19 protein-coding genes are annotated in these 24,098 nt (G+C 66.6%); 15 read left to right on the top strand and 4 right to left on the bottom strand.

Translation table 11 applies throughout. The features are described from left to right. Positions 1-64: 64 nt before the first annotated feature. Genes G3N92_RS06685 through G3N92_RS06675 form a run of 3 tightly spaced genes read left to right on the top strand, consistent with a single transcriptional unit; the run spans position 65 to position 6,159 of the window. Complete coding sequence (locus G3N92_RS06685; RefSeq protein WP_206126686.1) at positions 65-2,218, top strand: hypothetical protein; 2,154 nt, start codon at positions 65-67, stop codon at positions 2,216-2,218. A 57-nt stretch (positions 2,219-2,275) separates the two neighbouring features. Continuing rightward, the gene (locus tag G3N92_RS06680; protein ID WP_206126671.1) at positions 2,276-3,742 is read left to right on the top strand and encodes an oligosaccharide flippase family protein; all 1,467 of its coding nucleotides are present in this window, start codon (positions 2,276-2,278) and stop codon (positions 3,740-3,742) included. Then, positions 3,739-6,159, top strand: a complete 2,421-nt coding sequence (locus tag G3N92_RS06675; RefSeq protein WP_241014624.1) for a glycosyltransferase family 4 protein — start codon at positions 3,739-3,741, stop codon at positions 6,157-6,159. The genes G3N92_RS06680 and G3N92_RS06675 overlap by 4 nt, the downstream gene beginning before the upstream one ends. Before the next feature lie 164 nt (positions 6,160-6,323). Here the strand turns inward: G3N92_RS06675 and G3N92_RS06670 are convergent, their stop codons facing one another. Continuing rightward, positions 6,324-7,490 carry an acyltransferase gene (locus G3N92_RS06670; RefSeq protein WP_206126670.1) on the bottom strand — a complete coding sequence of 389 codons (1,167 nt, stop codon included), beginning with the start codon at positions 7,488-7,490 and terminating at the stop codon, positions 6,324-6,326. 236 nt (positions 7,491-7,726) lie between these two features. Here G3N92_RS06670 and G3N92_RS06665 point away from each other — a divergent pair, with 236 nt between their 5' ends. Together G3N92_RS06665 and galU are read left to right on the top strand one after the other, a co-directional pair. Further along, the gene (locus G3N92_RS06665) at positions 7,727-7,867 is read left to right on the top strand and encodes a hypothetical protein (protein ID WP_206126669.1); all 141 of its coding nucleotides are present in this window, start codon (positions 7,727-7,729) and stop codon (positions 7,865-7,867) included. A gap of 117 nt (positions 7,868-7,984) precedes the next feature. Further along, positions 7,985-8,872, top strand: a complete 888-nt coding sequence (galU, locus tag G3N92_RS06660; RefSeq protein ID WP_206126668.1) for a UTP--glucose-1-phosphate uridylyltransferase GalU — start codon at positions 7,985-7,987, stop codon at positions 8,870-8,872. A 170-nt stretch (positions 8,873-9,042) separates the two neighbouring features. Here galU and G3N92_RS06655 read toward each other — a convergent pair whose 3' ends face one another. Further along, positions 9,043-10,182 carry an acyltransferase gene (locus G3N92_RS06655; RefSeq protein WP_206126667.1) on the bottom strand — a complete coding sequence of 380 codons (1,140 nt, stop codon included), beginning with the start codon at positions 10,180-10,182 and terminating at the stop codon, positions 9,043-9,045. Positions 10,183-10,438: 256 nt separating this feature from the next. Here G3N92_RS06655 and G3N92_RS06650 point away from each other — a divergent pair, with 256 nt between their 5' ends. After that, a complete protein-coding gene (locus tag G3N92_RS06650) occupies positions 10,439-10,885 on the top strand; it encodes an HU family DNA-binding protein (RefSeq protein WP_206126666.1) in 447 nt (148 codons plus the stop codon). Positions 10,886-11,143: 258 nt separating this feature from the next. Here G3N92_RS06650 and G3N92_RS06645 read toward each other — a convergent pair whose 3' ends face one another. Continuing rightward, positions 11,144-12,295: a porin gene (locus G3N92_RS06645; RefSeq protein WP_206126665.1), complete on the bottom strand. Its 1,152-nt coding sequence runs from the start codon at positions 12,293-12,295 to the stop codon at positions 11,144-11,146. A 419-nt stretch (positions 12,296-12,714) separates the two neighbouring features. Further along, on the bottom strand, positions 12,715-13,635 hold the full coding sequence (locus tag G3N92_RS06640) for a YihY/virulence factor BrkB family protein (RefSeq protein WP_206126664.1): 921 nt from the start codon (positions 13,633-13,635) through the stop codon (positions 12,715-12,717). A 265-nt stretch (positions 13,636-13,900) separates the two neighbouring features. Here G3N92_RS06640 and G3N92_RS06635 point away from each other — a divergent pair, with 265 nt between their 5' ends. The 9 genes from G3N92_RS06635 to G3N92_RS06595 form a co-directional block, all read left to right on the top strand. Continuing rightward, positions 13,901-14,926: a succinylglutamate desuccinylase/aspartoacylase family protein gene (locus G3N92_RS06635; RefSeq protein WP_206126663.1), complete on the top strand. Its 1,026-nt coding sequence runs from the start codon at positions 13,901-13,903 to the stop codon at positions 14,924-14,926. Between the two features lie 439 nt (positions 14,927-15,365). After that, positions 15,366-18,437, top strand: coding sequence for a formate dehydrogenase-N subunit alpha (gene fdnG, locus G3N92_RS06630; RefSeq protein WP_206126662.1), 3,072 nt, complete (start codon positions 15,366-15,368; stop codon positions 18,435-18,437). Between the two features lie 12 nt (positions 18,438-18,449). Continuing rightward, positions 18,450-19,364 (top strand): formate dehydrogenase subunit beta, encoded by a 915-nt coding sequence (gene fdxH, locus G3N92_RS06625; RefSeq protein ID WP_206126661.1) that lies wholly within the window; start codon positions 18,450-18,452, stop codon positions 19,362-19,364. Beyond that, positions 19,361-20,005, top strand: coding sequence for a formate dehydrogenase subunit gamma (locus G3N92_RS06620; RefSeq protein ID WP_206126660.1), 645 nt, complete (start codon positions 19,361-19,363; stop codon positions 20,003-20,005). The genes fdxH and G3N92_RS06620 overlap by 4 nt, the downstream gene beginning before the upstream one ends. Before the next feature lie 81 nt (positions 20,006-20,086). Beyond that, a complete protein-coding gene (locus G3N92_RS06615; RefSeq protein WP_206126659.1) occupies positions 20,087-20,662 on the top strand; it encodes a hypothetical protein in 576 nt (191 codons plus the stop codon). After that, positions 20,655-20,807 (top strand): hypothetical protein, encoded by a 153-nt coding sequence (locus G3N92_RS06610; protein WP_206126658.1) that lies wholly within the window; start codon positions 20,655-20,657, stop codon positions 20,805-20,807. The genes G3N92_RS06615 and G3N92_RS06610 overlap by 8 nt, the downstream gene beginning before the upstream one ends. A gap of 420 nt (positions 20,808-21,227) precedes the next feature. Continuing rightward, positions 21,228-22,163, top strand: coding sequence for a formate dehydrogenase accessory protein FdhE (fdhE, locus tag G3N92_RS06605; protein ID WP_206126657.1), 936 nt, complete (start codon positions 21,228-21,230; stop codon positions 22,161-22,163). A 13-nt stretch (positions 22,164-22,176) separates the two neighbouring features. After that, the gene (gene selA / locus G3N92_RS06600) at positions 22,177-23,622 is read left to right on the top strand and encodes an L-seryl-tRNA(Sec) selenium transferase (RefSeq protein WP_206126656.1); all 1,446 of its coding nucleotides are present in this window, start codon (positions 22,177-22,179) and stop codon (positions 23,620-23,622) included. Continuing rightward, a partial coding sequence (locus G3N92_RS06595) for a GTP-binding protein (protein WP_206126655.1) occupies positions 23,619-24,098 on the top strand: 480 nt, incomplete at its 3' end. The genes selA and G3N92_RS06595, both read left to right, overlap by 4 nt.

The following is a 24,098-nucleotide window of genomic DNA, read 5'->3' as shown; positions in this document are numbered from 1 at the left end:
TCCGTCCTTCCGTCCACTCCGGAGAGTTGCATTGCGACGTTCGCTCCTGATCGCCCTTGCCGTCATCGTTCCCGCCGTGTGTCTGCCCGGCCGTACCTCGGCCGAAGCCGTGCTCGACGCCACCACGTCGTGGATCGGCAATACCCATGGCTATGGCGACGGCAGCTGGACGCAGATCGACATTCGCGCGATCGCGGTCACGCCGCAGGGCAAGGTCTACACGAATGCGCCGTGGGACGAGAGCGGCGCCGAAGCCAGCGTCTATCAGGACGGCAAGATGCTCGGCTTCGCCGGCGGCACGCACGGCTGGGGCAATGCGGGCGGCAGCGCGATCGCGGTCAACGACCGCTACGCCTACGTGGCGATCGGCGTCGGCAATGAGAAGGGCCGGCTCGTCAGCCCGGGCGTGTGGCCCGACAAGGGCCGTCAGTGGTGGGGCATCTCGCGCCGCGCGATCGGCGACATGCGCCAGCCCGCACCATTTCGCGCCGCGGCGGCCGGCGATGCGCGCGCCAGGATGGCGGCCAGCTTTCTGAAGGTCAACGACACGCCGGTCGATACGCGCGACGAAGTGGCCGGCCTCGCGGCCTCGGCCAAGCGGCTCTACGCGACCGATCCGCATCACGACAGCGTCGACGTGTACGACGCCGAATCGATGGACAAGCTCTCGACCTTCAGCGCGCACGAACCGGGCCGCATCGCGCTCGACAACGACGGCACGCTGTGGCTGCTGACCGACACGCTCGGCGGCCCGGCCAAGCTCGTGCACGTGCGTCCCGACGGCCGGGCGATCGACGACGCGCCCGCGCTGCCGTCGGGCAGCGACGCGGTGGACGTGGCGGTCGATGCGAAGGGCCGCGTGCTGATCGCCGACAACGGCCCGCGCCAGCAGATCCTGATCTTCTCGAAGCAGGCGCAGGGCGGCAGCTACGCGATGAGCGGCACGCTCGGCGAGCGCGGCGGCATCTTCTCGGGCGTGGCGGGGCGGCCCGGCCCGCTGCGCTTCAACGGCCTGACCGGCGTGGGCGCCGATCGCGCCGGCAACATCTACGTGGCGATGAACGGCATCGGCCCGAAGCAGGGCACGCTCGGCGCGGGCCTCGGCGCGACGCTCGCGAGCTACGGCGCGGGCGACACGCTGCGCTGGCAGGTGGATGGCCTGTTGTTCGTCGACGGCGCGAGCATCGATCCGGCACGGCCGAACAGCGTCTACACCGGCAACAAGCGCTTCGAACTCGATTTCTCGAAGCCGGCCGGACACGAATGGAAATATGTCGGATTCCTGTCGAATCGCTTCAAGTATCCGCAGGATCCAGTGTTCAACACCGATCAATGGCCGGGCCTGCCGACCGCGCGCCAGCTCGACGGCCACACGTTCCTGTTCCTGACGGACATGTACGCCGATCACCTGAAGATCTACCGCTTCGATGCGAAGCGCGACGGCGAGACCGCGATTCCGTCGGGCCTCATCGCCGGGCGCGCGCGGCCGGTGGACAAGGTGCCGAATCGCCCCGCGGGCGGCGACTGGATCTGGCGCGACAAGAACGGTAACGGCGGCTTCGACGCCGGCGAATTCGCGATGAACACCGACACCAAGGCGCGTGCCGGCGGCTGGGGCTGGTGGGTCGACACCAACGGCGACATATGGCGCGCCAGCGAGACGCGTGGCATCCACCGCTTCCGCTACGGCGGCCTCGACAAGGTCGGCAACCCGATCTATTCGTACGACAAGCTGACCGACTACCCCACGCCCGCGCCGTTCACCGAGCTGCGCCGCGCGATCTACGAGCCGGCCACCGACACGCTCTATGTGACGGGCTACACGCAGGACGCGCAGCCGAAGCCCGGCATCAACAAGGAAGTGGGCCGTGTGCTGGTGCGCTACGACAAATGGTCGAGCGACAAGCCGGTGCAGCGCTATCAGGTGGCGCTGCCGTGGGCGCCCGACGCCAAGCCGATCCTGAACCTGATCGGCCTGACCGTGGCGGGCCGCTACCTGTTCGGCGTGGAGCCGGTGGGCATCGTGCACGTGTACGACAAGGAGAACGGCAAGGAGGTCGGCGTGATCAAGCCGGGGCCGGAAGTGGGCCGCGCGTCGGGCTGGGTGGACGTGCCGTTCGGGATCAGCGCGCATCGCCGCGACAACGGCGAGTACCTGATCTTCGTGGAGGAAGACGCACGCGGCAAGGTGATGATGTACCGCTGGACGCCGCGCTGATGAATCGACGTGAATCAATGAGGAGGACGGATCATTGCATCCGCCCGCAACGCAAGCATGGATAAACGGATGTTGAAGAACGTCGCGGTGAACTTCGTCGGGCTGATCCTGCCGACGTTCGTTTCGCTGGTGACGGTGCCGGCCTACATTCACGCGCTGGGCGTCGATCGCTACGGCGTGGTGAGCCTCGTGTGGACCTTGATCGGATATTTCGGAATCCTCGATCTCGGCATGAGCATGGCCGCGCAGAACCAGATCTCGAAGGCGATCGCCAGCGGCGATCCGGCGCAATGCGAGCGTGTGTTCTGGAGCGCGACCTGGCTGAACCTGATCACCGGCATCGCGGGCGGGCTGCTGATCTACTTCGGCGCGTTCATCTACACGGCGTATTTCACCAAGGTGTCGGCGCAGTTGCAGCACGAGGTGTATCACGCGCTGCCGTGGCTGGCCTGCGCGATTCCGATCGCCAACGTGTCGTGGGTATTTTCGGGCGCGATCAACGGCGCGGAGCGCTTCGGCATCTACAACGCGAACCAGACGTTCGGCACGTTCCTGTTTCAGTTGCTGCCGCTGTTCGCGGCCTGGCTGATCGCGCCGAGCCTGCCGGCCGTGCTGGCCGCCGCCGTGCTCGCGCGGCTGATCGCGGCGCTGCTGCTGTTCCGCGCCAGCCTGCGCGTGCTGAACATCCGGCGCGTCGCGCCGCCGCGCTGGAAGACCGCCAGGGAGCTGTTCACGTTCGGCGGCTGGATGCTGATCGCCAGCACCGCGAGCATGGTGTCCGATTCGCTCGACCGCGTGCTGCTCGGCGCGCATCTGGGCGCGCGCTACGTCACGTACTACACGGTGCCGCAGAACCTCGTCACGCGCCTGAACATGCTGCCGAACGCGGTGGTACGCACGCTGTTTCCGCGCCTGTCGGCCGTCGATCGCGATCATGCCGATCACCTGGTGCGCCAGTCGCTCGAATTCCTGAACGGCGTGTTCACGCCGATCATGATCGCCGCGATCTTCGCGCTGCAGCCGTTCCTCGAATTGTGGGTGGGCCACGATCTGGCGACGGAGTCCGCCCCGGTGGGCCGGATCCTCGTGATCGGCATCTGGCTGGTCGGGCAGGCCAGCGTGATGCGGATCCTGATCCAGTCGCAGGTCAATCCGGCCCGCGCGGGGCTGGCCGGCGTGATCCAGTTGCCGTTCTTCGTCGTCGCGCTGTGGTTCGGCGTCACGCAGTTCGGGCTGATCGGCGCGGCCGTGGTGGTGGTGGCGCGCGCGCTGGTCGATTACGGCGTGCTGCTGATGCTGGCCTCGGTGCGCCAGCGCGGCATCGTGCTCGACATGCTCGCGCACCTGGCGTTCCTGTTCGCGAGCCTCGCGCTGGCCTGGACCGGCCTCACGCTGCTCGAAGCCATCGCGCTCTGCGCACTCGTTGCCGTGCTGAACATCGCGTGGTCACTTCTGACGACGCCCGGCCTGCGCGCACTCGCGCGCGGCGCGATCGGGCGGCTCATTCCCGGGAAAAGCGTATGAAAGGCGAACTCGTAGAACGCTCGGCCACGTCGCTCGCGCGCCAGATCCAGCCAACTGGCGTGGCGCGCCCGCTCGGCAAGCCCGCCGGCCGCCCGCTGCGCGTGGCGATCATTCACGACTGGCTGGTGACCTATGCGGGCGCGGAGCGCGTGCTCGAGCAGATCATCGCGTGCTTTCCCGACGCCGACCTGTTCAGCCTCGTCGATTTCCTCGACGATCGCAGCTTCCTGCACGGCCGGCCGGTCACCACATCGTTCATCCAGAAGCTGCCGTTCGCGCGCACCAAATACCGCAGCTATCTGCCGCTGATGCCGCTCGCGATCGAACAGCTCGACGTGTCGGCCTACGATCTGGTGATCTCCAGCAGCCACGCCGTGGCGAAGGGCGTGTTGACCGGGCCGGACCAGATCCACGTCAGCTACGTGCATTCGCCGATCCGCTACGCGTGGGATCTGCAACATCAGTACCTCGAACAATCGCAGCTCACGCGCGGCATGAAGTCGATGATGGCGCGGCTGATCCTGCATTACATCCGCAACTGGGATATCCGCACCTCGAACTCGGTGGACGGCTTCATCGCCAATTCGGCGTTCATCGCGCGGCGCATCCGCAAGGTGTATCAGCGCGATGCGGCCGTGGTGTTTCCGCCGGTGGACGTGGACGGCTTCTCGCTGTCGGTGGAAAAAGAGGACTTCTACGTAACGGCTTCGCGCATGGTGCCGTACAAGAAGATCGATCTGATCGTCGAGGCCTTCGCGCGGATGCCGGGGCGGCGGCTGGTGGTGATCGGCGACGGCCCGGAGATGGACAAGGTGCGCGCCAAGGCCGGCCCGAACGTCGAGATTCTCGGCTACCAGCCGTTCTCGGTGCTGCAGGATCACATGCGCCGCGCCAAGGCGTTCGTGTTCGCGGCGGAGGAGGATTTCGGCATCTCGGTGGTCGAGGCGCAGGCCTGCGGCACGCCGGTGATCGCGTTCGGCAAGGGCGGCGCGCTGGAAACGGTGCGCGACGCCGCGACCGATCCCGCGCCCACCGGCCTCTTCTTCGACGAGCAGAAGGTGCCCGCGATCGTGGCCGCGGTCGACGCGTTCGAGGCCGATCCCGCGCGGTTCCGGCCCGAAGCCTGCCGCGCGAACGCCGAGCGCTTCGCGACCTCGCATTTCCGCCGCCGGCTCGTCGAGCAGATCGAGAGCCTGCTGCCGAACGCGCAGGCGCGCGCCCGCGCCGGTGCGCGCGAGGCCGGCACCGTGGCGGCCAGCCAGGTGCGCGCGCTGGTGCTCGACCAGAGCGGCGTGCTCGGCGGCGCGGAGCTGTCGCTGTTCGAATTCGTGACGCACTGGCGCGGCACCGCGAGCGTGCTGCTGTTCGACGAAGGCCCGTTCCGCGATGCGCTGGACGAGGCGGGCGTGGACGTCAGCGTGATGAAGTCGCGCGGCATGGATCGCGTGCGCAAGAAGGGCGGCGCGTCGCTGCGCGCCGTGGGCGGACTGGTGTCGCTGGTGCGCGAGGTGGTGCGCCGCGCGCGCGACGCCGACGTGATCTACGCCAACACGCAGCGCGCGATGGTGGTGGGCGCGCTGGCCGGGCGGATCGCGCGCAAGCCGGTGGTCTGGCATCTGCGCGACATCGTCAGCCACGAGCATTTCGGCGCCAAGCAGCTGTTCGCGATCAAGCAGTGCGCACGGCTCGGCGTGACGCGCGTGATCGCCAACTCGAACGCGTCGGCGCAGGCCTATCTGGCGCTGACGGGCGGCGAGGAGGAAGCGGTCGACGTGGTGTTCAACGGCATCGACGCCGCGCCGTTCACGGCGCTCGAGGCCACGCCGCAAGCCGCCCTGCGGGCGCGGTTCGGCCTGCCCGAAACGGCGTGGATCGTCGGCTCGTTCAGCCGCCTCGCGCGCTGGAAGGGCCAGCATCTGCTGCTCGACGCGGCCATGCGCGACCCGGATCTGCACGTGGTGCTGGTCGGCGCGCCGCTGTTCGGCGAGGACGACTACGCGGCCGAACTGCAGGACATCGTCGCGCAGCGCGGGCTCGGCGATCGCGTGACGTTCGCCGGCTTTCAGCGCGACATCGCGGCCTGGATGAAGGCCGTCGACGTGGTCGCGCACACCTCGATCACGCCGGAGCCGTTCGGGCGCGTGATCGTCGAGGGGATGCTGGCGAAGCGGCCGGTGGTGGCGGCGCGGGCGGGCGGCGTGGTCGAGATCGTCGACGACGGCGTGAACGGCCTGCTGTGCGAGCCGGGCGATGCGGCCTCGCTGTCGGAAGCGCTCGGCGCGCTGCGTCAAGACCGCGTGCGCCGCGAACGGCTGGTGGCGAACGGTTTCGAAACGGCGGTGCGGCGCTTCGGCACGAGCGGGTATGTCGAGGCGGTCGAGCGGATTCTGGTCGAGGTCGCGCGCAAGAAGCGCTGAAGCGCGGCGGGATCCCGTCACCTAAACCGAAAGCGCGTTGCGCGGCATGCTTGAGCCGCGCAACGCGCTTTTTGACTGACGGGCGCGCTGGACTGCGACGCACCGGAAAAACGGCCGGGCGTTGCCGTCCGGCCGTTGCATGCCCATCCGCGACGGAACCTACCTCATACAGTGGCCGCCGGCGCCGCCGCACGCGCCGGCCTGGCCGCCGGCTTCAAGCTGGCCGCCCAGCGCATCGCAGGCCGCTCCACGAGGCGATACACCACCCACGCCAGCGGAATCGCGGCCGCCATGAACGCGAACGACGGCCAGATCGACGTCTGCAACTGCGAACGGAACAGCACCGAGCCGAGGCAGACGAACAGCGGCAGATGCACGAGATACAGCGAATAGCTGAAATCGCCGAGCCACGCGAAGCCGCGCACGGCGAGATTGGCGGGCGCGGGCCGCGCGATCGCCGCGTGCAGGTAGCAGGCGAAGCCGAGCGACCAGAGCTGGAACGCGCCGTACTGCCCGAAATGGAACGCCACGCAGCCGAGCGCGACGCCGGCCGCGCCCGCCAGATACCAGCCGCGCGACGGCGCCGTATCGGCGGCGCGGCGCGCGCGCAGGTCGGCGATCAGCGCGCCGAGCGTCCACGACAGCCAGTACGACGTGAAGATCTGCACGTCATGCCGTTCGAACGCCCAGGCCGACGCGAGGTTGACGAGCGCCACCGCCGCCACCAGCGGCCCGATGCCGATCCGCTTGCGCAGCGCGAACCACAGCGGATAAACGGCATAGAACTGCACTTCGAGCGACAGCGTCCAGAGCGCGCCGTTCGAGCCGTAGGTCTGCCCGGCGATGCCCTGCAGCGACAGCAGGTTGACCGCGAACGCGGTCCAGCCGATGTCGCGGATCTTGTGGCTGACCGGCGCGAACTGCAGGCTGATCAGGTCGAGCGCCAGCGTGATCAGCAGCGCGGCCAGCAGCACCGGATAGATGCGCGCGAAGCGCCGCGCCCAGAAGTTCGGCGTATCGAGCCGGTAGCCGGGCGAGGCCGCGTGCTTGAGCGCGATGTTGCGATGGATGCAGTAGCCGCTGATCACGAAGAACACCGGCACGCCGGCCGAGCCCCACGCGAACGGAAACGTCAGATAGGCGAGCAGCGTGTTCGGATCGTGCAGCGGCGGGTGGCCGCGATGGAAGGCCTGCATGCCGATCCAGATCACCTGCCGGCAATGGAAATAGGCCACGAGCAGCGCCGCGAAGCCGCGCAGCGCGTCGACCAGGGCGTCCTTGTTGTCGGGGGCGGCGGGGCGCGCGAGCGTTGGCGCGCTGAGAGCGTTCATGCGTCGGATTCCTCGGCCTGAGAGTGGATCGGAAGCCGGCCGCGAGCTGGAGCTCGCAGCGGGCGCGCGTTCATCCTAAGGCGTGAGAAATCGAACGTTGAAATAAAAAAACGCCCGGGAAATTGCAACAAGACGTTTCGACAGGCGGGCTATTCCGGGTTGCGAAATCGGCCCAATTATTTCTCGATTTTTTTTTGATAGTTTGGGTTCGGGTCGAATCAGACGAGGAATGCATCATGGATATGAATTGGGTCGCCAGTGGCGCCGTATTGCTCGTGATGGCCGTGTTGTCGGCCTATCGCGACGCACTGAAGAACGAACCGATCAGCCGTTTCGGGCTCGAGGGCAACGACCGGCTCGCCGAAGAGTTCGACTGATCATGGCCGTTCGCCGGGGGCCGCCTTTCAAGGCGGCCCCCGGCGCGGCGACGTTCGCACCGTATCAACGGGCCGCGCCATCGTCGCGGCCCTCAATTTCTCCGGGGTTTCATCACCATGCTCAAAGTCAAGAAGGCCGTGTTTCCCGTAGCCGGGCTAGGCACGCGGTTTTTGCCGGCGACCAAGGCCAGTCCGAAGGAAATGCTGCCGGTCGTCGACAAGCCGCTGATCCAGTACGCGGTCGAGGAGGCGATCAATGCCGGCATCACCGAGATGATTTTCGTGACCGGGCGCAGCAAGCGCGCGATCGAGGATCACTTCGACAAATCGTACGAGATCGAGGCCGAGCTCGAGGCGCGCGGCAAGGACAAGCTGCTCGAACTGGTGCGCGGCATCAAGCCGAGCCATGTGGACTGCTATTACGTGCGTCAGCCGGAGGCGCTCGGCCTCGGCCACGCCGTGCTGTGCGCCGAAAAGCTGGTGCACGGCGAGCCGTTCGCCGTGATCCTCGCCGACGATCTGCTGCACGGCGAACAGCCCGTGCTCAAGCAGCTCGTCGACGTGTTCAACCACTATCACAGCTCGGTGATCGGCGTCGAAACCGTCGCGCGCGAGGACACCCGTTCGTACGGGATCGTCGAGGGCCGCGAATGGGAAGAGGACGTGATCAAGCTGTCGGGCATCGTCGAGAAGCCGGCGCCGGAAGACGCGCCGTCGAACCTCGGCGTGGTCGGCCGCTACGTGTTCATGCCGAGCATCTTCGATCATCTGCGCCGCATCAAGCCGGGCGCGGGCAACGAGCTGCAACTGACCGATGCGGTGCAATCGCTGCTGGCCGACGAGCAGGTGCTCGCGTATCGCTACTACGGCACGCGCTTCGATTGCGGCAGCAAGATCGGTTACCTGAAGGCGACCGTCGAGCTGGCGCTCCAGCATCCGGAAGTCAGCCGCGAATTCGAGGCTTATCTGCGCACTTGCCTGGCCGTGCTGGCTCAGGCCGCCTGACGGGCCGCGCTTAGCGTTTCTTCACGTCCATGTGGTGGTTGTTGCATTCGCCCCGGCTTCGCGCCGGGGCTTTTTTATGGGCGCCGCCCAAGGATGGCGCGGCGCGAGTGCCGCGGGCCGGGCCTTGGCTCATGACCGACGCTTGAACCGGTGCGGTTCCGCGCGCGACATCACTGCCCGCGCACCGCCGCCGCGGGAAACGCGCGCTGCAGCCCGCGCTTGACCGGCTCGCGATAGCCGAGCAGCCGCCGCTCGAAATACCGCCACGACAGATGCGCGAGGCCCACCGCCGCGGCGAACTGCAGCGCGACCGGCACCGCGTCGCCAATCTCGGGCGGCAGATCGAGCCGCGCGTCGAGCGCCGGCCACACGCCGAAATGCGAAGGAATCAGGTTGTGGAACAGGTAGAAGCCGTAGCTGATCGTGCCGAGATAGGCGAGCGGCGTCCATTCGAGCCCGCCGACCATCGGATGATCGGGCAGCGCCACCACGCACAGCAGCAGCGCGCCGAGCGCGGCGCCGAGGCCCACGTCGGCGAGCCCGTCGTCGATGCCCGACAGCGGCGGCGCCCACGCCGGCAGCGTGACGAGCAGCGTCACGGCGGCCGCCGCGAGCCAAGGCAGCCACGGCGCGAGCGGCGCGCGCATGATGCGCAGGCCGGCCAGGCCGCCCGCCCGGTTCGCGGCGATGCCGCCGATGCCGCCCAGCGCGATCAGCGAGAAATTCCACGGCGAGAACGCGTAGATCAGCACGTGCGGCGCGTTCGCGTCGTACAGCAGCAGGTGGCCGGCCGCGCCGAGCGCCACGGCCGCCGCGCAGCAGACCAGATGGCGCGAGGCGCGCGTCGTCAGCAGCACGACCGGCGCGGCCAGATAGAACTGCTGCTCCACCGCGAGGCTCCAGAAGTGCGAGGTGCTGCCGGGCCAGCCCTGTTTGACGACGCCGATCCAGACATTCGACAGGAACAGCGCATGCCAGCCGAGGCCGAGATCGACGCCGCGCTGATAGACGGTCGCATGCGCGATCGCGAGCGCGGCGAGCAGCAGGTAATAGATGGGATAGATGCGCAGCGCGCGCTTGGCGAGGAACAGGCTCAGCGCGTAGCGGCGCGTGGCGCTGCCGTGCTCGACGGCGAGCCGCGCGCGGTGCAGCTCGCCGATGATCAGGTAGCCGCTGATCAGGAAGAACAGCCACACGCCGAGCTGACCGACGTCGATCGCTTCGACGTGAGCCTTGTGAGACAGGAAAACCAGAATGACGGCGACGGCGCGCAGGCCGTCCAGACCTCTCACGGTTTTGAGGTTGCGCATGCGGATGTCCGGGCGGAAAACGTCCTCAGTATAGGGATGCAAATATCGAACATAATTCGACGCGCCCGGCTTGCGTTTTGGCGCATCCGGCAGGCGTCGCCGGGCATCGTGCACGGACAAGACAACAAAACCTGCAGAAAACCCGCGAATTACGCATAAAAGTGCTGCACGAAGCCGCGCGCCGCTTGTAGAATCCGGCCTTGGAGCATGCACATTGCGTGCTTCGCATCCAACGACCACACCAGGTAGGAGAAAAATGGCGACTTCCGCAAAAAAGGTGGCTACCAAGGCTGCCGCACCGGCGAAGAAAGTGACGGCAAAGAAGGCAGCCGCGCCGGCTAAGAAAGTAGTGGCGAAGAAGGCAGTCGCGAAGGCGCCTGCCGCTCCGACGCCGATCAAGGACAGCTTCACCAAGGCTTCGCTGGCAACGCACATCGCCGAGAAGGCTGAAGTCGAACTGAAGACCGTCAAGGCTGTGCTGGCACAGCTCGAGAACGTGATCCTCGGCTCGATCCACAAGAAGGGTGCGGGCGAATTCACGCTGCCGGGCCTGCTGAAGATCTCGGCCACGGCTGTCGCCGCGAAGAAGAAGCGCTTCGGCAAGGATCCGTTCACGGGCGAAGAGCGCTGGTTCCCGGCCAAGCCGGCAAGCGTGCGCGTCAAGGCACGTGCGCTGAAGAAGCTGAAGGACGCCGCAGCGTAAGCGAAGCGTCGAGCAGTACGGGGAATTGCCGAGAGGTCCAGCGACGCCGGGCCGTCGACGCAGCCCAAAAAGATCCCCGCGTGCGGCAAGCGCGCGGGGATTTTTTTATGCGCGAGGCGGCGCGGGGGGCCGCTGCCGCCCGAAACCGCGCGCGCATAAAAAAACCAGCCGTCGGCAAACGCCTCGGGCTGGTTAGATCGCTGCGGCAACGCACGGCGCCCGAAGGCGCCGCCGTATTGCCGCGAAGCGGCGCAATGCTTAGAACTTGTGGCGCAGGCCCAGAGCGACGATCTCTTGCGAGCTCGTGCCGGCGATGCCGTACGAACCGATCGAAGCTTGTGCCGATTGCGTCGTGCCGTTGGCCAGACGTTGCGTGCCGCTTGCGTGTTGGTACGCGCCGACCAGGTAGATGTCGGTGCGCTTCGACAGCGAGTAGTCCGCGCCCAGCGAAGCCTGATGGTACTTGGCGTCCGTGTCGCCGCTTGCCTTCGTGTACGAGTAGCCGACGCCCAGCAGGATTGCCGGCGTTGCCTGGAACGTTGCGAATGCGCGGCCCGTGTTGTACTTCTCGGTCGATGCGAACGACGAGAAGTTGTCACGCTTGTATTGCGCGTTCGAGTAGCCGAGGCCGACCGTGACCGGGCCGAAAGCGTACTGGCCAGCCACTTGGCCGATGCCGATCGACTTCGCGTTCGTGTAGCCGCTGTTGATCGGGCCGTCGAAGATCGCGTCCGACGTGCCGCCCCAGTTCGCGCCACGTGCCGTGCCGTACAGGTTCGACGCTTGGTAGTAACCGCCGGCGATGCCGATCGGGCCATTGTTGTAGGCCACGGCTGCCGCCCACGTTTGACCCGAGCCGTTCGAGCCAGCCACGCCGCCCAGTGCGTAGAAGCCTTCGAATTGCAGGCCAGCGAACACCGGCGACGTGTACTTGATGGCGTTGTTCACGCGCAGGCTGTTGTCGTTGTTGTCGACGTCGCCCGGCGTTGCGAACACGCTGCCGAAGTAGTTGTCTGCCGTCACGGCCTGAACCATGTCGACCAGCGGGTCGTATTGGCGGCCCAGCGTCACCGTGCCGAACTGATCGCTTTGCAGGCCGACGTATGCCTGACGGCCGAACATCTTGCCGCCTTGGCCCAGCGTGCCGTTGTTGGAGTTAAAGCCGTTTTCCAACTGGAACACTGCCTTCAGGCCACCGCCCAGATCTTCTGCGCCCTTCAGGCCCCAGCGGCTGCCCTGAAGGTTGCCGCTGTTCATCTGCCAGCCGTTGTTGCCCGTGCCGTTATTGCCGTGCGAATACAGGATTGCCGTATCGATCACGCCGTACAGCGTCACGCTCGATTGAGCGTGGGCTGCGCCAGCAGCGCCGAGGAGTGCCAACGAGAGGGTAGACAGAGCGAGTTTTTTCATAGGTAGTTTTCTCCACGCAAAGTGATTCGTTATTTGTTGCGAAATGGAGAATAGCGCAGTGCGTATCGCGCAAGAAACCCAAAAAAATAAAGTGTCTCCAAAACGTCACAACGGTAAAAAGTCCTTTTGTATCAAGTAATTGCGAAATTATTGCAATTGCGGGAATAAAGGCGAATTGACTCGTTGAGATTATTGTGAGAATTGAGGGTCGCAGTGTCGGTGGGGCGTAAGGCGGGGGTTTCGGCGGGAAAAGCAGGCCTGTCAAACGTTTGCGCGCGAGGTTTCGGCGTGTCGTCGTATGCGCATTCGGCCGAAGCGGCGGCGAGCGCGTCAATCGACCAAGGGAAAACACCGAGGGATGGAAAACGGGCGAATCCGCCGGATTCGCCCGCTGCCGGTTCAGGACGATTCGGAACGATTCAGGACGAAATGGGCGGCTGCGGCGCGGGGGGCGTCAGCTTCGCTTCGGCGCGGGCGCGTTCGGCGTCGCCGCGCGCGGCCGCGAATTCGGCGCCGAGCAGCAGCACCGCCGCCGAGAAGTACAGCCACATCAGCAGCACCGCGAGCGAGCCGGCCGCGCCGAATGCGCTGGCGGTGCCGGCATGCGCGAGATAGATCGCGAACAGCTTCTTGCCACCCGCGAACAGCACGGCCGACACGATCCCGCCAGTGAACGCATCGCGCCGCGTGACATGGGCGTCGGGCAGGAATTTCAGCAGCGCGGCGAACGCGCAGGCGAGGATCGCGATGCCGAGCGTGAACTGAATCACGTTGCCGATCACGACGAAGCGCGTCGCGCCCCACAGCCATTTGCCGACGAACGTGATCGCGGTATCGAGCACCAGCGACACGATCAGCAGGAACGCCACGCCGAGCACCAGGCCGAACGAGATCAGCCGCACCCGCACCAGCCCGAACATCGACGACCAGCGCTTTTCGCTGGTCGGCCAGACGATGCCGAGCGCCGTATTGAGCGACGAAAACGTGGCCGACGCGCCGATCGCCAGCATCGCGAACGAAATCGCCGCGGCGACGCCGCCGTTGCTGTCGCGCCGGTGCGCGTTCTCGACGATGGTCTGCACGCCGGCGGCCGCCTCGTTGCCGATCAGGCTGTGCACCTGGTTGAATACCTCGCCGCGCGCGGCGTCGGCGCCGAAGAACCAGCCGGCCACGGCGATCACCATCACCAGCATCGGCGCCAGCGAAAACGCGGAATAGAACGCGATGCTGGCGGCCATCGTCGTGCAATGGTCGTTCGAGAAACGCTTGAACGCGTCGAGCGCCCAGTTCACATTGGTCTGGACGAGCTGTTGCGGCGGTTGCGAAAGCAAGGGCTTCATGGGCTTGAGCGCGGGCGCGTCGAGAAGGGGTTGTGCGGTCGGACGCATTCTGTCCCGAAAAGTTTATTCGATCGGGGGCGAAACCGGCCTCGCCGGCCGGCAGCACCATGCCGACGAAGCGCGGATGCGCGGCGCACGGCGGCCGCTCGTCGGTGCGGCGCGCAAACGGCGTGCCCGCAAGCGCGGCGGCTCGCGCCCCGAAACCGTGCGAATGCCGGTAAGCTGCGGTATTGCTTTCGCGCCTGCCAACCGATCCGAATCGATCATGACCGACGTATCCCCCCGACATCCGAACCCGATCCGCTGTGAAATCGACCTCGACGCCGACGGCAAGCACGCAGGCTACCTGCGCCTGCCGCATTCGGTGCACCGCTCCGCATACGGCTGGCTGCCGGTGCCGGTGGCGTCGATCCGCAACGGCGAGGGCCCGGTCGTGCTGGTGATGTCGGGCAACCACGGCGACGAATACGAAGGGCAGATCCTCACCTCGCGGCTGATTCGCGAACTGTCGGCCGAACACGTGCGCGGCCAGATCATCGTGCTGCCGATGGCGAATTATCCGGCCGCCGAAGCCGGGCTGCGCACCTCGCCGCTCGACGGCGGCAACCTGAACCGCACGTTCCCCGGCGATCCGGCCGGCACGCCCACGCAGATCATCGCCGACTACATCGAGCACACCTTGCTGGCGCGCGCCGATTACCTCGTCGATCTGCATTCGGGCGGCAGTTCGCTGCTGTATCACGGCGGCAACCTGATCGCGCTCGAACCGCGCGACGCCGACGAGGCGCGCCACGTGAAGGCCGTGTTGAGCGCATTCGGCATGCCGCGCGCCTATCTGACCGCACCGAATCCCACCTATGCATCCGCCGCCGCACGCCGGCAGGGTGCGATCTCGATCCTGACCGAGCTGGGCGGCGCCGGCATGACCGATGCCACGCTGCTGAGCCAGGGCTGGCAGGGCCTGCTCAATTTCCTCGGCTTCATCGGCGCGGTGCACGGCCCGCTGGTGCCGGACGGCCCGCCCGCCGTCACGCGCTTCATGAGCACGAGCGGCCCGAGCCACTTCGTGTTCGCTTACGAGCACGGCGTCTACGAGCCGCTCGTCGAGCTGGGCGACGTGGTGCGCGCGGGGCAGCCGGCCGCACGTATTCATTTCCCCGATACGCCGCTGCGCGAGCCGGTCGTGCATTACTTCGAGGCGAACGGCGAGGTGGTGTGTCGCCGCGTGCCCGCGCAGACGCAGCGCGGCGATTGCTTGTTCCAGGTTGCTGAGCCGCGCGATACGGAGTGACACACGGGATGCGTGGAATCGGCAGGCCGGCGCATCGTCGCCGGCCTGTTTGTTTTCGGCCGAAATGCATCGCTCGTTATGTTTGTATATATACATCGACATTGAGCGAGCGCAATTGGCATTGACTTCGATTCGAATGCCGGGCGATCTGGGGCGTTGTTGAATCGGCCTGTCTCGTCATATCCAAATAAATATATCGAGAGCAAGGCGAATTCTCTGAAATCCTTGTCGGTAAAGGGTTTGGGCCGGAATCGGGCGGTGTTTCGCCGAATCGCGCCGTATCGATTCGGCTTTCCATCGGCAACGACGTTTCCTATAAATCAATAGCGCAACGTCGATTTTCCCGACATACGAATCGTGAATGGACGGCGTAAAATCGTCGCGACGACTGTGTCGTCATATCCAAGACGTTCCCCAATACATCTTCGCCGAGACCATCATGCTCCACCTGTCCCGGCGCCAGTTCTTGAAGGTGACCGCGTCGACGCTCGCCGGATCGAGTCTCGCCCTGCTGGGATTCTCGCCCGACGACGCCCTCGCGGAAGTTCGCCAATACAAGCTGGCGCGCAGCGTCGAAACCCGCAACACCTGCCCGTATTGCTCGGTCGGTTGCGGGATCCTCATGTACTCGCTCGGAGACGGCGCCAAGAACGCCAAATCGAGCATCATCCACATCGAAGGCGACCCCGATCACCCGGTCAATCGCGGCACGCTGTGCCCGAAGGGCGCGAGCCTGATCGACTTCATTCACAGCCCGAGCCGCCTCACGCAGCCCGAATACCGCGCGCCCGGTTCCGACAAATGGGAACCGATCTCGTGGGAAGCGGCGCTCGACCGCATCGCGAAGCTGATGAAGGAAGATCGCGACGCGAACTTCGTCGAGACCACGGCCGACGGCCAGAAGGTCAACCGGTGGCTGACCACCGGCATGCTGGCCGCCTCGGCCGGCAGCAACGAAGTCGGTTATCTGACGCACAAAACCATCCGCAGCTTGGGGATGCTCGCATTCGACAACCAGGCACGTGTCTGACACGGCCCGACGGTGGCAGGTCTTGCCCCGACGTTTGGCCGCGGCGCGATGACGAACCATTGGGTCGACATCAAGAACGCAGACGTAATACTGGTGATGGGCGGCAATGCAGCCGAAGCCCATCCTTGCGGGTTCAAATGGGTCACGGAAGCGAAGGCGCACCGCAAGGCGCGGCTCGTGGTCGTGGATCCGCGCTTCACGCGCACGGCATCGGTGGCGGATTACTACGCGCCGATTCGCACCGGCACGGACATCGCGTTCCTCGGCGGGATCATCAATTACCTGCTGACGAACGACAAGATTCAACACGAGTACGTCAGGAACTACACGGATTTCCCGTTCATCGTCCGTGAGGATTTCGCGTTCAACGACGGCATCTACTCGGGCTACAACCCCGACAAGCACAGCTATCCCGACAAATCGACGTGGGATTACGAGCGCGGCGACGACGGCTTCGTGAAGGTCGATCCGACGCTCGCACACCCGCGTTGCGTCTACAACCTGCTCAAGCAGCACTATTCGCGCTACACGCCCGAGATGGTCGAGCGCATCTGCGGCACGCCGAGGGACAAGTTCCTCAAGGTGTGCGAGATGCTGGCCACCACGGCGGTGCCCGGCCGCGCCGGCACGATCCTCTACGCGCTCGGCTGGACCCACCATTCGGTCGGCGCGCAGATGATCCGCACCGGCGCGATGGTGCAACTGCTGCTCGGCAACATCGGCATCGCCGGCGGCGGCATGAACGCGCTGCGCGGGCACTCGAACATCCAGGGGTTGACCGACCTCGGCCTGATGTCGAACCTGCTGCCGGGCTACATGACGCTGCCGTCGCAGGCCGAGCAGGATTACGAGGCGTACATCGCGAAACGCGCCTCGCAGCCGCTGCGGCCGAACCAGCTCAGCTACTGGAAGAACTACCGCGCGTTCTTCGTCAGCTTCATGAAGTCGTGGTGGGGCGATGCGGCCACCGCCGAGAACAACTTCGGCTACGACTACCTGCCGAAGCTCGACAAGCCGTACGACCTGCTGCAGACCATCGAGCTGATGGCGAAAGGCCAGATGAACGGCTATATCTGCCAGGGCTTCAACCCGCTGGCGGCGGCGCCGTCGAAGGCGAAGACGGCGGCGGCGCTCGGCAAGCTCAAGTGGCTCGTGGTGATGGATCCGCTCGCCACCGAAACCTCCGAATTCTGGAAGCCGCACGACGATTTCAACGTCGTCGACCCGGCCGCCGTGAAGACGGAAGTGTTCCGCCTGCCCACCACCTGCTTCGCCGAGGAACGCGGCTCGCTCGTCAATTCGGGGCGCGTGCTGCAGTGGCACTGGCAGGGCGCGGACGCGCCGGGCGAGGCGCGCAGCGATCTCGAGATCATGTCGGGCATCTTCCTGCGCATGCGCGAGGCGTACAAGAAGGACGGCGGCAAGTTCCCCGATCCGATCCTGAACCTCACCTGGCCGTACGCGAACCCGGAAAGCCCCACGCCGGAAGAACTGGCGATGGAGTTCAACGGCCGCGCGCTGGCCGATCTGACGGACGCCAAGGATCCGGCCAAGGTGCTCGTCAAGCGCGGCGAGCAATTGGCCGGCTTCGCGCAACTGAAGGACGACGGTTCGACCGCGAGCGGCTGCTGGATCTTCTGCGGCGCGTGGACGGCGGCCGGCAACCAGATGGGCCGACGCGACAATTCGGATCCCACCGGCATCGGCCAGACGCTCGGCTGGGCCTGGGCGTGGCCCGCGAACCGGCGCATTCTGTACAACCGCGCTTCGTGCGACACGGCCGGCAAGCCGTTCGATCCCACCCGCAAGCTGATCGGCTGGAACGGTCGCGCCTGGGCCGGCTACGACGTGCCCGATTTCAAGGCGGACGAGCCGCCCGAAAACGGCATGGGGCCGTTCATCATGAATCCGGAAGGCGTGGCGCGTTTCTTTGCCCGCGACGGCATGAACGAAGGCCCGTTCCCCGAGCACTACGAGCCGTTCGAAACGCCGCTGGCCGCGAACCCGTTCCACCCCGGCAACCCGCGCGCGCTGAACAACCCGGCCGCCCGCGTGTTCCCGGACGACCGGGCCGCGCTCGGCACGCCGGACAAGTTCCCGCACACGGCCACCACCTACCGCCTGACCGAGCACTTCCATTACTGGACGAAGCACGCGCGATTGAACGCGATCGTGCAGCCGCAGCAGTTCGTCGAGATTTCGGAGGATCTCGCGAAGGAAGTGGGCGTGGTGCACGGCGACAAGGTGAAGGTGTCGTCGAATCGCGGCTACCTCATCGCGGTGGCGGTCGTGACCAAGCGGATCAAGCCGCTGACGGTGGACGGACGCAAGGTGCAGACGGTCGGCATTCCGCTGCACTGGGGCTTCAAGGGGCTGACCAAGCCCGGCTATCTCGCCAATACCCTGACTCCGTCCGTGGGCGACGGCAACTCGCAGACACCGGAATTCAAGTCGTTCCTGGTGAAAGTCGAAAAGGCATAAAGGGGAAACGAGATGGCATTGCAATCGCTGGACATCAAACGGGTGTCCGCCACCACCACGCCGCCGCCCACGGCGCGGGATCCCGTCACGGGTACCGTCGCCAAGCTGATCGACGTCTCGAAGTGCATCGGCTGCAAGGCGTGCCAGACGGCCTGCATGGAGTGGAACGACCTGCGCGACGAGATCGGCGAGAACGTCGGCGTGTACGACAATCCTGCCGACCTGACCGAGCATTCCTGGACGGTCATGCGGTTCTCGGAATACGAGAACCCGGCCGGCGACCTCGAGTGGCTGATCCGCAAGGACGGCTGCATGCACTGCGAGGATCCGGGCTGCCTGAAGGCGTGCCCGTCGCCGGGCGCGATCGTGCAGTACAACAACGGGATCGTCGATTTCCACGAGGAGAACTGCATCGGCTGCGGCTATTGCGTGACCGGCTGCCCGTTCAACATCCCGCGGATCTCGAAAACCGATCACCGCGCGTACAAATGCACGCTGTGCTCGGATCGCGTGGCGGTGGGCCAGGAGCCGGCCTGCGTGAAGACCTGCCCGACCGGGGCGATCATGTTCGGCACCAAGGAGGACATGAAGCACCAGGCGGCCGACCGGATCGCCGACCTCAAGGATCGCGGGTTCGCCAACGCGGGGCTGTACGACCCGCAGGGCGTGGGCGGCACGCACGTGATGTACGTGCTGCACCACGCGGACAAGCCGACGCTGTACCACGGCCTGCCCGAGAACCCGTCGATCAGCCCGTTCGTGAAGCTGTGGAAGGGCCTCGCCAAGCCGCTCGCGGTGGCCGGGCTCGCGCTGACCGCGCTGGCCGGGTTCTTCCACTACACGCGGGTCGGTCCGAACGAGGTGACGGAGGGCGAGGAAGCCGCCGCCCGCGACGAAGCGCGCCGGATCAAGGAGGACGTGAAATGAGCCACGAAGATCGAAATCTGATCGTCCGCTACTCGGCGAACGAGCGCTCGAACCACTGGATCACCGCCATCACGTTCGTGCTGCTCGCGTTGTCGGGGCTGGCGCTGTTTCATCCATCGATGTTCTGGCTGACCGCGCTGTTCGGCGGCGGCCAGTGGACGCGGATCCTGCATCCGTTCGTCGGTGTCGTGATGTTCGTGTCGTTCGCGATCATGGTGGTGCGCTACTGGCACCACAATCTGATCGACGCCGACGACCGGCAGTGGATGAAGCAGATGGGCGACGTGCTGAACAACCGCGAGGAGAATCTGCCGCCGGTCGGGCGCTACAACGCCGGGCAGAAGCTGCTGTTCTTCACGCTGGTGTGCTGCCTGCTCGTGCTGCTGCTGTCGGGCGTGGTGATCTGGCGGCGGTATTTCTCGTTCTATTTCCCGATCGAGGCGATTCGCCTGGCCGCGGTGGCGCATGCCGCGGCTGCGTTCGTGCTGATCGCCAGCATCATCGTCCATATCTACGCGGCGCTGTGGGTGAAGGGCTCGATCGGCGCGATGGTGCGCGGCACCGTGACGCTCGGTTGGGCGCGCAAGCATCATCCGAAGTGGTTCCGTCAGGCCGTCAAGGACTCGGGGCGTACGCGCTAGCGTGGCACGCTGCGCCTCTCGGCGCCGGCAGACGAAGGCCATCCCTCGGGATGGCCTTTTTCATTGCGGCGGCGTGTGTGCATGGGTTTGGCCGGATGGATAGCAGGCGATGTTTGGCGCGGATTCGATGCTAAGGTCGATGCGGTTTCGGCTTCGATGGAGCGGGCGATGCAAGGCATGGCGATCTCGACGGCGACGTGGGTGGACTGGGGCGGTTGGCTGGTGTCGAACGTGGCGATCGGCGCGCTCGCGCCGTGCCTGATGCTGTGCGTGGCGAGGCTCGGCGCGGCCGTCGTGCGGCTGCCGGTCAGGATCGATCTGTTCGCGCCGATCCGTCATGGCCAGCTCGGGTTCGTCGCGTTGGGCTGGACCGCCGGGGCGCAGGCGGAGGTGCTGGGGATGGCGGCGAGAGGGCGGCTCGGGGTGATGGAGATGATGGCGGCGTTCGTGATGGTTTTGCCCGCCAGCCTGGGTGCGCTCGTCGCCGCGTTGGGCGCCATTGCGCCGGCGATGCCGTCGGAGCATCGCCCGGCTACGGCTTTGCAGTGGATCAAGCTCCATCTGCCGTTTTGGATGTCGTTTTTCGCATGCATGCTAGTTTTAGCGCTCGCGGTTTTCATTCACCACGCTGCCGTTCAAGGAGGTTGCAATGCGTGAGATGCGAAAGGCGTCGCGCTGGGCGCACATGTCGGAGCAGGAAATCTATCAAGCCGTGCTGTACTTCGCCGCCACGAAAGGTTTGGCGGTGGCGACGCTGGCCACGGTCGTCACGCTCGCCATCGGGATCTTCCATCTCAAATGATTTGGCGCGATATTTCGTTGTGCCATTCGCCGTTTCGCTCCGCTGTTTCCCATCCGGGCCATCCACTGCGATGGCCCTTTTGTTTCCTCTGGTTTCCTCTGATCTGACGCAATTCGCGCGCCGCCTTGGCGGCGAAACGTGCGGGTCGCGCATCATTGTTCCGCATCGTTCTCGCGATTCGCATACGGCGTTCGCCCATTCGGTCGATTCCCGATCCCACATTGGCGAATGCTTGCCGGAAGCTGTATTCTTCACGGCGATGCTGCGTCAGCCTCCGCCGCCAAGCCGGCTTGCGGGCCGGCGTGCATGCCCGATCGGCCTGCCATTGCGCCGCGGCTGCCGCGTCCCGCGGAGGCTGGTCCAGCGACCGATTCCGGCGCGCGTATCGCGGCGCCGGTCAGATAGTTTCAGGTGACTCTCGTGACACAACGCATACTCGACCCGAACGACATCGCGGCCCTCGATCATTCGGCGATTCCCCGCTTTCGTCTGCCCGAGCGCGCCAGCGCATTTGCCGAGCGCGCCGCCCGCCTGCGCAAGCTGGCCGACCTCAATCCGATCTCGGGCTACCTGCGCCTGATGGCGACGCTGGCCGACGCGCAGCACGCGGTGCTCGGCACGCTCGACGCGCCGCTGCCCGACGCCGATGCGATCCGCCACGCGCAAACCCACGCCATGCCGATCGTGCCCGCCATGACGGGCACGCGCGACCCGCGCTGGCGCGACGTGCTGCAACGCCTGCTCGACAGCGTCGAACAGGCCGGCCTCGTCACGCCGCCGCTCGCCAAGCTGATCGACGCGCTGCGCCTGAAAACCGCCGAGCAGCTCGACGCGCAGGCTGACGCCATCGTCGCGCTGCGCGTGGCCGAAGTCGAGCCGGCCTCCGCGCCGTTCATCGCGGCGGCGCTGCAGGTGGTCTGGACCGATCTCGCCTCGCGCGTACAAGCCGCCGACGTGCCGTATCTCGATCAACCGGGCCTGTGCCCCGTGTGCGGCTCGCATCCGGTCGCGAGCGTGATCCGCATCGGCGGCGCGGCGAACGGCTATCGCTTCCTGCAGTGCGCGCTGTGCACGACCGAATGGCACATGGTGCGCACCAAATGTTCGCACTGCGATTCGACCAAGGGCATCGCCTATCACGGCATCGAAGGCGGCAGCGAGGCCATCAAGGCCGAATCCTGCGACGAGTGCCACACCTATCGGAAGATCGGCTATCAGGACAAGGATTTCGCGTTCGAGCCGCTGGCCGACGATCTCGCCAGCCTCACGCTCGATCTGCTGATGAACGAGGCCGGCTACCGGCGCAGCTCGCCGAATCCGCTGCTGTGGCCCGAACTGCCGTCGTCCGACGCGTGAAGGGAGGGCGCCCTTGAGCGATACCGGCGTCAACGATCTGAACGCACGGCTCGCACGCGCGCCGTCCGTCGAGCGCGTGCTGTCGTCGTCGGCCGTGCTGCCGCTCGTCGAGATGCACGGCCGCACCCGCGTGCTGGCCGCCGTGCGCGCCTCGCTCGACGCGTGGCGCGAGGCGGTGCGGCGCGATCCGGCCGATCCCGGCGTGGCTGATGCCCTCGACGAAGCCGGCATCGCCGCCGACGTGCGCGCTCGGCTCGCTGCCGACGATGCGAGCGCGATGCGCGCCGTCTTCAATCTGACCGGCACCGTGCTCCACACCAACCTCGGCCGCGCGTTGCTGCCCGACGCGGCCGTGCAGGCCGTGGTGGCCGCGCTGACGCGGCCGATGAATCTCGAATTCGATCTGGAAACGGGCCGCCGCGGCGATCGCGACGACCTGATCGATGCGCTGATCTGCGAATTGACGGGCGCCGAGGCGGCCACCGTCGTCAACAACAACGCGGCGGCCGTGCTGCTGAGCTTGTCCGCGCTGGCCGCGCGCAAGGAGGTGGTGGTGTCGCGCGGCGAGCTGGTGGAGATCGGCGGCGCGTTCCGGATTCCCGACATCATGAGCCGCGCCGGTGCGCGGCTGCGCGAGGTCGGCACCACCAACCGCACCCACGCACACGATTACGCCGAGGCGATCGGCCCGCGCACCGCGCTGCTGATGAAGGTCCACTGCAGCAACTACGCGATCACCGGCTTCACGCGCGAAGTGACGCTCGGCGAGCTGGCTCCGATCGGCCGCGAACATGGCGTGCCGGTGGCGGTCGATCTCGGCAGCGGCACGCTCGTCGATCTCGCGCAATGGGGGCTGCCGCACGAGCCCACCGTGCGCGACACGATCGCGGCCGGCGCCGATCTCGTCACGTTCAGCGGCGACAAGCTGCTCGGCGGGCCGCAGGCGGGCCTGATCGTCGGCTCGCGCGAGCTGGTTGCGAAGATCAAGAAGCATCCGCTCAAGCGCGCGTTGCGCGTCGGCAAGCTGACGCTCGCCGCGCTCGAACCGGTGCTGCGGCTGTACCGCGCGCCCGAGTTCCTGCGCGAGCGGCTGACCACGCTGCGCCTGCTCACGCGCGCGCAGGCCGAGATCGCCGACACCGCGCAGCGCATGCTGCCGGCCATGCAGCGGGCGGTGGGCGAGGCGTTCGTCGTCAGCGCCGAGCCGATGTTCAGCCAGATCGGCAGCGGTGCGTTGCCGGTGGACGTGCTGCCGAGCTACGGGCTCGCGATGCGGCTTGCCTCGGGCAAGCGCGCCGGGCGCGCGCTCGGCCAGCTCGAAGCGCGGCTGCGGGCGCTGCCGCGGCCTGTCGTCGGCCGCATCGCCGACGATGCGCTGCGGCTCGATCTGCGCTGCCTCGAAGCCGGCGACGAGCCCGCGTTCGCCGCGCAACTCGCGGCCGTGGAGGCGCGCGCATGATCGTCGGGACCGCCGGCCACATCGATCATGGCAAGACCACGCTGGTGCGCGCGCTGACGGGGGTGGACACCGATCGTCTCAAGGAGGAGAAGGCGCGCGGCATCTCGATCGAACTGGGCTACGCCTACACGCCGCTCGAGAACGGCGAGGTGCTCGGCATGATCGACGTGCCGGGCCACGAGCGGCTCGTGCATACGATGGCGGCCGGCGCATGCGGGATCGACGTCGCGCTGCTGGTGATCGCCGCCGACGACGGCGTGATGCCGCAAACGCGCGAGCATCTGGCGATCCTCGAATTGCTCGGCGTCGCGCACGGCATCGTCGCGCTGACCAAATGCGACCGCGTGGATGCCGCGCGCCGCGCGCAGGTGTCCGACGAGATCCGCGCGTGGCTCGGCGCCACCGCGCTGGCCGGTGCGCCGATCGTCGAAACCTGCGCCACGCAGCCCGGCGATGCGGGCGTCGCGGCGCTCGGC

Origin of the sequence: Burkholderia sp. Ac-20379 (genome assembly GCF_017104645.1) — a bacterium.
Taxonomy (GTDB): domain Bacteria; phylum Pseudomonadota; class Gammaproteobacteria; order Burkholderiales; family Burkholderiaceae; genus Burkholderia.
Note: the sequence above shows the minus strand (reverse complement) of the source record. Positions and strands in the feature narration are given on the sequence as shown.

Coding starts and splice junctions, on each gene's coding strand:
- G3N92_RS06680 (WP_206126671.1), top strand. CDS start 2,276: ATGGATAAACGGATGTTGAAGAACGTCGCGGTGAACTTCGTCGGGCTG.
- G3N92_RS06675 (WP_241014624.1), top strand. CDS start 3,739: ATGAAAGGCGAACTCGTAGAACGCTCGGCCACGTCGCTCGCGCGCCAG.
- G3N92_RS06670 (WP_206126670.1), bottom strand. CDS start 7,490: ATGAACGCTCTCAGCGCGCCAACGCTCGCGCGCCCCGCCGCCCCCGAC.
- G3N92_RS06665 (WP_206126669.1), top strand. CDS start 7,727: ATGGATATGAATTGGGTCGCCAGTGGCGCCGTATTGCTCGTGATGGCC.
- galU (WP_206126668.1), top strand. CDS start 7,985: ATGCTCAAAGTCAAGAAGGCCGTGTTTCCCGTAGCCGGGCTAGGCACG.
- G3N92_RS06655 (WP_206126667.1), bottom strand. CDS start 10,182: ATGCGCAACCTCAAAACCGTGAGAGGTCTGGACGGCCTGCGCGCCGTC.
- G3N92_RS06650 (WP_206126666.1), top strand. CDS start 10,439: ATGGCGACTTCCGCAAAAAAGGTGGCTACCAAGGCTGCCGCACCGGCG.
- G3N92_RS06645 (WP_206126665.1), bottom strand. CDS start 12,295: ATGAAAAAACTCGCTCTGTCTACCCTCTCGTTGGCACTCCTCGGCGCT.
- G3N92_RS06640 (WP_206126664.1), bottom strand. CDS start 13,635: ATGAAGCCCTTGCTTTCGCAACCGCCGCAACAGCTCGTCCAGACCAAT.
- G3N92_RS06635 (WP_206126663.1), top strand. CDS start 13,901: ATGACCGACGTATCCCCCCGACATCCGAACCCGATCCGCTGTGAAATC.
- fdxH (WP_206126661.1), top strand. CDS start 18,450: ATGGCATTGCAATCGCTGGACATCAAACGGGTGTCCGCCACCACCACG.
- G3N92_RS06620 (WP_206126660.1), top strand. CDS start 19,361: ATGAGCCACGAAGATCGAAATCTGATCGTCCGCTACTCGGCGAACGAG.
- G3N92_RS06615 (WP_206126659.1), top strand. CDS start 20,087: ATGGGTTTGGCCGGATGGATAGCAGGCGATGTTTGGCGCGGATTCGAT.
- G3N92_RS06610 (WP_206126658.1), top strand. CDS start 20,655: ATGCGTGAGATGCGAAAGGCGTCGCGCTGGGCGCACATGTCGGAGCAG.